Genomic DNA, 5,832 nt, shown 5'->3' on the forward strand with positions numbered 1-5,832 from the left:
TAATACCAGCCAAATATTGTATATAGCTTCAACTGCATTTTTAGCAATTGGAATTTTTGTAGCATTTGGCAGTTGGTATACAGAACAATCTGCAGAAGTTATCTGGGGATCAATGATAATTCAAGTAGTTGGTGTTGCAGCCTATTTTATAGCCAAACTAATATCTCAATCAAAAGCGCCTTTTATTATTAATTGGTTCAATATAATAATTGGGTTATTTATGCCAATCTCTTTGATTATTACATTAATTTTTAGAAGAGTTGTTTCTCCGTATCCTACAGACATAATTACTGGCTTTACTTTTGCATTAATATATATTATCACCATAATCTTGTCATTCTTTACTTTAAAGAAGTTAGAAGACAATACAGGAAAGTAGAGGAACGAAAATATAAAAAAGCAATGTAATATCAATAATTGTTGCTGGATTTGGTGTGGCAATCTAAACACTTAGGCAAGAGATTTTTATGACATTGGCTAATTAGAGTAGTGACAAGAGAAAGTAGGTAACTTTGATAGAGAGTATTGATAATATAATTTACTAAAGAAGCAGACCAATATTCTGACATCAATGATATTAAAGACTGTTATTTGGAAGAACTTAAGAAATATATTTATATGCTAAAAAGAGGGTTATATGAATGAGGGGGTATTATAATGTTTTATGGGGCAAAGGAAGAGAAGACAAGGGTTGGTGGGGCAGATATGGACTATGTTACTTTTGGCAGGGGTCAAAAAGCTTTTATTATTATACCAGGATTAGGAGATGGATTAAAAACTGTTAGAGGAACAAAAGTATTGCTTTCGAGAATGTATAGACTATTTGCTAAAGAATATAAAGTATATGTTTTTAGTAGAAAAAATAGTATTGAGGAAGGATATTCAATTAGGGATATGGCAGAAGATCAAAAGATTGCCATGGAAAATCTAGGTATAAAGAATGCTCACATAATGGGCGTTTCACAAGGAGGAATGATATCACAATATCTTGCTATTGATTATCCTGAAATGGTAGATAAACTTGTTATAGGGGTATCTATTTCCAAACAGAATGATACTATACAGAAAGTTATAAGAAATTGGATAACCTTGGCTGAAAACAATGATTACAGAAATTTAATTATAGATACCATGGAAAAAACCTTTACAGAAGATAAACTTAAAAAATATAGAATATTTTATCCTATTATAACGAGAGTTGGAAAACCAAAAGACTTTAAAAGATTCATAGTTCAAGCTAATGCATGCCTTAATCATAATGCTTATGATGAATTAGATAAAATTAAATGCTCTACTTTAGTAATAGGTGGGGATAGCGACAAAGTTGTAGGAGAAAATGCAAGCAGGGAAATGGCTGAAAGAATAAATGATAGTAAGTTGATTTTGTATAGGGGTCTTGGACATGGAGCATATGAAGAGGCTGAAGATTTCAACCAAATAGTACTAAAATTTTTATATCTTAGAAATTGTTAGAAATTACAATAAATTCCCATTTAATGGTATAATGTTTATACTATTCCTGCCTATAAAGGAAGATAAAGCGGATTTGAAATCCTCAAATATATATCTAAAAAACAGGATTTAAGCTATCCTTGACAATTTACTAAATATGATATATTCTAAAATTAAAACACGGGTGCTCGATATGTCGGGCTGAGAAGAGAGATTCTCTAACCGTTTACCTGATCTGGGTAATGCCAGCGTAGGGATTATAGTGTAGCATTTATTTTATCTAATGGTACTTAATCCTTTCTGGCTAATAACCAGAAAGGATTTTTTAATGTTTAATTTTAATATAACTAAAATAAGGGAGGAATTTATAATGAATGCAAGCGTTGCTATTCAAGTATTGCCAAAAGTCGAGACAGATGAGTTAGTGTGTAAAATTGTTGATGAGGTGATTGGATATATCAAAAGTACAGGATTATCTTATTATGTAGGACCTTTTGAAACTACAATAGAAGGAGAACTTGAAGAACTACTGGATATTGTGAAGGAATGTCAATACATTGCAATTAAATCAGGATGCCCATCTGTAATGTCCTATGTTAAGATATGTTTTAAACCAGAAGGCGGTGTACTTACTATTGATCAAAAGGTTACAAAGCATCACAAATAGAGTGTCATCTTATGTAGCAATAGTAGGTATACTTATTTTATGGCAGTTTCTATCTGCTATGGAGATTGTACCAAAGTTCATGCTACCATCCCCTTTGGATGTTTTAAAAGCTTTTATATTTGATTTTCCCCTTCTAATGAATCATGCAAGGACTACATTATTAGAAGCATTTTTCGGACTTGCTATTGGAGTATCATTAGGATTTATGGTTGCTGTAATTATGGATAGATTTCATTTTATCTATAAGGCTATTTACCCAATACTAATTATTACCCAGACTATACCAACTGTAGCAATTGCACCTTTATTAGTATTATGGTTGGGTTATGGTATGGCACCAAAGATTACATTGATTGTAATTGTAACATTTTTTCCTATTACCATCGGTTTATTAGACGGTTTCAAGTCAGCAGATTCTGATGCTATACAACTTCTTAGATCAATGAATGCTTCAGACAGGCAAATATTTAAGCATATAAAATTACCAAGTTCTATATCCCATTTTTTTGCTGGCTTAAGGATTTCTGTTTCCTATTCTGTAGTCGGAGCAGTCATTTCAGAATGGCTTGGTGGTTTTAATGGACTAGGTGTATATATGACAAGGGTTAAAAAATCCTATTCTTTTGATAAAATGTTTGCTGTAATTTTACTTATATCCATCATTAGTTTGATATTGATGGAGGGTGTTGTATTTTTACAAAAAATAAGTATGCCATGGATTAAAGGTGAAAATAAATTATAAAATATAAAATGTAAGGAGAATCAGTGTGAAAAAGAAATTGATAATATTATTTTGTATATTAGGAATAATGGCTATTTTGACAGCTTGTGAAAATAAGGGTGAGGAAAAGATAACTGTTGTACTTGATTGGACACCAAATACTAATCATACAGGGCTATATGTAGCTGAAGAAAAGGGATATTTCAAAGAATTAGGTCTTAATGTAGAAATTGTCCAGCCTCCAGAGGGGGGTGCTGAAAGCCTTGTAGCATCAGGAAAAGCTCAATTTGGGATTGCTTTTCAGGATATGATAGCTCCAGCATTTGCTTCGAACAATCCTCTTCCAGTAACTGCAGTAGCAGCTTTAATACAGCATAATACATCGGGAATTATATCCCTTAAAGGCAATGGAATAGAAACTCCAAAAGGAATGGCTAATAAAATTTATGCTACCTGGGATATGCCTATTGAAAAGGCAATAATAAAGTCGGTAGTAGAGGCTGATGGAGGAGACTATGGCTCCATAAGAATGGTTCCAAGTACTGTAACGGATGTTGTGACAGCACTTAATACAGACATGGATGCAATATGGGTATATTATGCTTGGGATGGTATTGCAACTAAGGTGAAGGGTCTAGAAACGGATTTCTTTGCATTTAAAGATATTAACCCAGTGTTAGATTATTATAGCCCAATTTTAGTTGGAAATAATGAATATATAGAGAAAAATAAAGAAAAAACTGAAGCGTTTCTAAAGGCGATAGCTAAAGGATATGAATATGCTATAGATAATCCTGAGGAAGCGGCTAATATATTGATAAATGCAAATCCAGAGTTGGATAAGGAATTGGTTCAGGAGAGCCAAAAATGGCTTGCAGATCAGTATAAAGCAGAAGTAAGTCAATGGGGTTATATTGATCAGGATAGGTGGGATAATTTCTATTCCTGGTTATGGGAAGAAGGCCTTATTGAAAAAGAGATTTTATCAGGATTTGGGTTTACTAATTACTATCTTCCTGATTAGAAATCGAGGAGAATAATTTAATGGCAAAACTTAGTGTAAATAATATATCAAAGTCTTATGGTAAGAAAAAGATAATTAAAGATATTTCATTGGAAGTAAATGAAGGTGAAATAGTATGTTTATTAGGAGTTAGCGGAGTAGGAAAGACTACATTATTTAATATCATATCTGGTTTATTAGTTCCAGATGGAGGGAAAGTTTTATTAGACAATAAAGATATCACAGGAGAGTCTGGGCATATTAGTTATATGCTACAAAAAGATCTATTATTACCATATAAAACAGTATTGGACAATGTATCGTTACCTCTTATTATAAAAGGAGAAAGCAAAAAAACAGCAAATTTAAAAGCTGAAAAATATTTTAAAACTTTTGGGCTAGATGGAAACCAGGACAAATATCCTCATCAGTTATCTGGAGGAATGAGGCAAAGGGCAGCATTACTTCGGACATATTTATTTTCCCAGGAAGTTGCTTTATTAGATGAACCTTTTAGTGCTTTGGATGCTATAACCAAAAGAACTATGCATAGTTGGTACCAGAATGTTATGGAAAAGATTAAATTATCCACTTTATTTATTACCCATGATATAGATGAATCGATTGTTTTGTCTAATCGCATCTATATTATGGCTGGAAAGCCTGGACGAATAACACAAGAGTTAAAAATAGAAGATCAAAAACCAAGAGGAGGAAAATTTGTATTAAGCAAAGAATTTATTGACTATAAAAGATGGATATTAAATGTATTGGATAATAGTTGAGCTAAAACTAAAATTTAATAAATTGTTAATAATTAGTTTATAGTTATTCAAGATAAATAATGTATCATGTAATTGTACTACATAAATGCTTAAGCTTATGTTAGTAAATTATATGATGGGAGGCAAGAAAGATGAAATTTAGTAAAAAGGCTGCTACAATATGTGCTTTTGTACTTGGAGCTACTATTTTAGCAACGGCAGGTTTTGCAGATATTATGCTTGGTTCAGGATATTATAGCTTGAAAAATTCTGTTAAGACAACAATGGGAAAATTGACGAGTGAAGTTGATAACTTTAGTGCTGATGCTACCATATCCCTTAAAATTGATGGCAAGGTATTTGCAGAATCAATATCTAATGGAAAATTTGATATACAGAACAAAGCTAAAGAATCAATAGATAAGAATTTTAAAAAAGGTGAATTAAGAGAAAACTATTGGTATAGTGATGAAAACCAAAGTATATATAAAAATTTTGATGATGGTTCTTATGACGTATTTGAGAAACGAAAATATAATAATGAAACTAGCAGAATAATTGAAAATCCATTTGAGGAGGAGCAAGTTAAGGATGCAGAGAAGATTCTGGATGCATTTGTAGGAAGTTTACAAGATGTCATCCAAGTTGAGGAATTGGATGGAAAGAAAATGTATATTGGCAATTTGTCAGAAACTCAAATTCCATCTGTTGTTAATGCTGTTTCTTCCTTTATATTTAAATACAATATACTTGACGAGTGGAGTGCTAAAAACCTAGATGTTCCACGTCCTAAAGCAAATATATATCTTACAAAAGCAACGGGCAAGGCAATTGAAAATGAAGAGGGAATTATAGAAAGTGGTATTTTTACTGCAAGTATATCGGCACAGGATAGTAAAGGTATTGAACATATTTATTCTTTAGATTTTTCAATTGATATAAAAGATGTTAATAGTACAGTTGTGAAAGCTCCAAATTTAGATGGTCAAAAAGTCACATATAGCAAAGAAGGCTATGAATTTGACAGTAAATATATTGGTAAATACAAAAATGATATAGTTATAGAGGAAGGGAATTCCTTTGAAAAGGTTGGAGAAAGGTTTGTAGAAATAACTTCCGTTGAAAATGGCAATATAGAAGGCAAATATTATGAAATCTACAATGAAGGATATGAAGCCGATACTGTAAGAAGTTTTGATTTTTACTCAAACTATGATGAATCAAT

Annotated in this window: 6 protein-coding genes, 1 pseudogene and 1 riboswitch; all 7 genes and pseudogenes read left to right on the forward strand. The window is 31.7% G+C overall.

The features are described from left to right. Nucleotides 1-379: pseudogene (locus VK998_RS03525) on the forward strand (helix-turn-helix domain-containing protein); the annotation flags it as partial. A gap of 278 nt (nucleotides 380-657) precedes the next feature. Next, the gene (locus VK998_RS03530; protein WP_325225542.1) at nucleotides 658-1,473 is read left to right on the forward strand and encodes an alpha/beta fold hydrolase; all 816 of its coding nucleotides are present in this window, start codon (nucleotides 658-660) and stop codon (nucleotides 1,471-1,473) included. A 149-nt stretch (nucleotides 1,474-1,622) separates the two neighbouring features. Further along, a riboswitch (TPP riboswitch) is annotated at nucleotides 1,623-1,726 on the forward strand. A 96-nt stretch (nucleotides 1,727-1,822) separates the two neighbouring features. Further along, nucleotides 1,823-2,119: a thiamine-binding protein gene (locus tag VK998_RS03535; protein ID WP_325225544.1), complete on the forward strand. Its 297-nt coding sequence runs from the start codon at nucleotides 1,823-1,825 to the stop codon at nucleotides 2,117-2,119. Further along, nucleotides 2,088-2,861 (forward strand): ABC transporter permease, encoded by a 774-nt coding sequence (locus tag VK998_RS03540; protein ID WP_325225547.1) that lies wholly within the window; start codon nucleotides 2,088-2,090, stop codon nucleotides 2,859-2,861. The genes VK998_RS03535 and VK998_RS03540 overlap by 32 nt, the downstream gene beginning before the upstream one ends. Nucleotides 2,862-2,886: 25 nt before the next feature. Continuing rightward, nucleotides 2,887-3,864, forward strand: a complete 978-nt coding sequence (locus tag VK998_RS03545) for an ABC transporter substrate-binding protein (protein WP_325225551.1) — start codon at nucleotides 2,887-2,889, stop codon at nucleotides 3,862-3,864. A gap of 20 nt (nucleotides 3,865-3,884) precedes the next feature. Then, on the forward strand, nucleotides 3,885-4,628 hold the full coding sequence (locus tag VK998_RS03550; protein ID WP_325225553.1) for an ABC transporter ATP-binding protein: 744 nt from the start codon (nucleotides 3,885-3,887) through the stop codon (nucleotides 4,626-4,628). Between the two features lie 131 nt (nucleotides 4,629-4,759). Next, a partial coding sequence (locus tag VK998_RS03555) for a hypothetical protein (RefSeq protein ID WP_325225555.1) occupies nucleotides 4,760-5,832 on the forward strand: 1,073 nt, incomplete at its 3' end.

Origin of the sequence: Schnuerera sp., assembly GCF_035459645.1 — a bacterium.
Classification (GTDB): domain Bacteria; phylum Bacillota; class Clostridia; order Tissierellales; family Tepidimicrobiaceae; genus Schnuerera.

Coding starts and splice junctions, on each gene's coding strand:
- VK998_RS03550 (WP_325225553.1), top strand. CDS start 3,885: ATGGCAAAACTTAGTGTAAATAATATATCAAAGTCTTATGGTAAGAAA.
- VK998_RS03535 (WP_325225544.1), top strand. CDS start 1,823: ATGAATGCAAGCGTTGCTATTCAAGTATTGCCAAAAGTCGAGACAGAT.
- VK998_RS03530 (WP_325225542.1), top strand. CDS start 658: ATGTTTTATGGGGCAAAGGAAGAGAAGACAAGGGTTGGTGGGGCAGAT.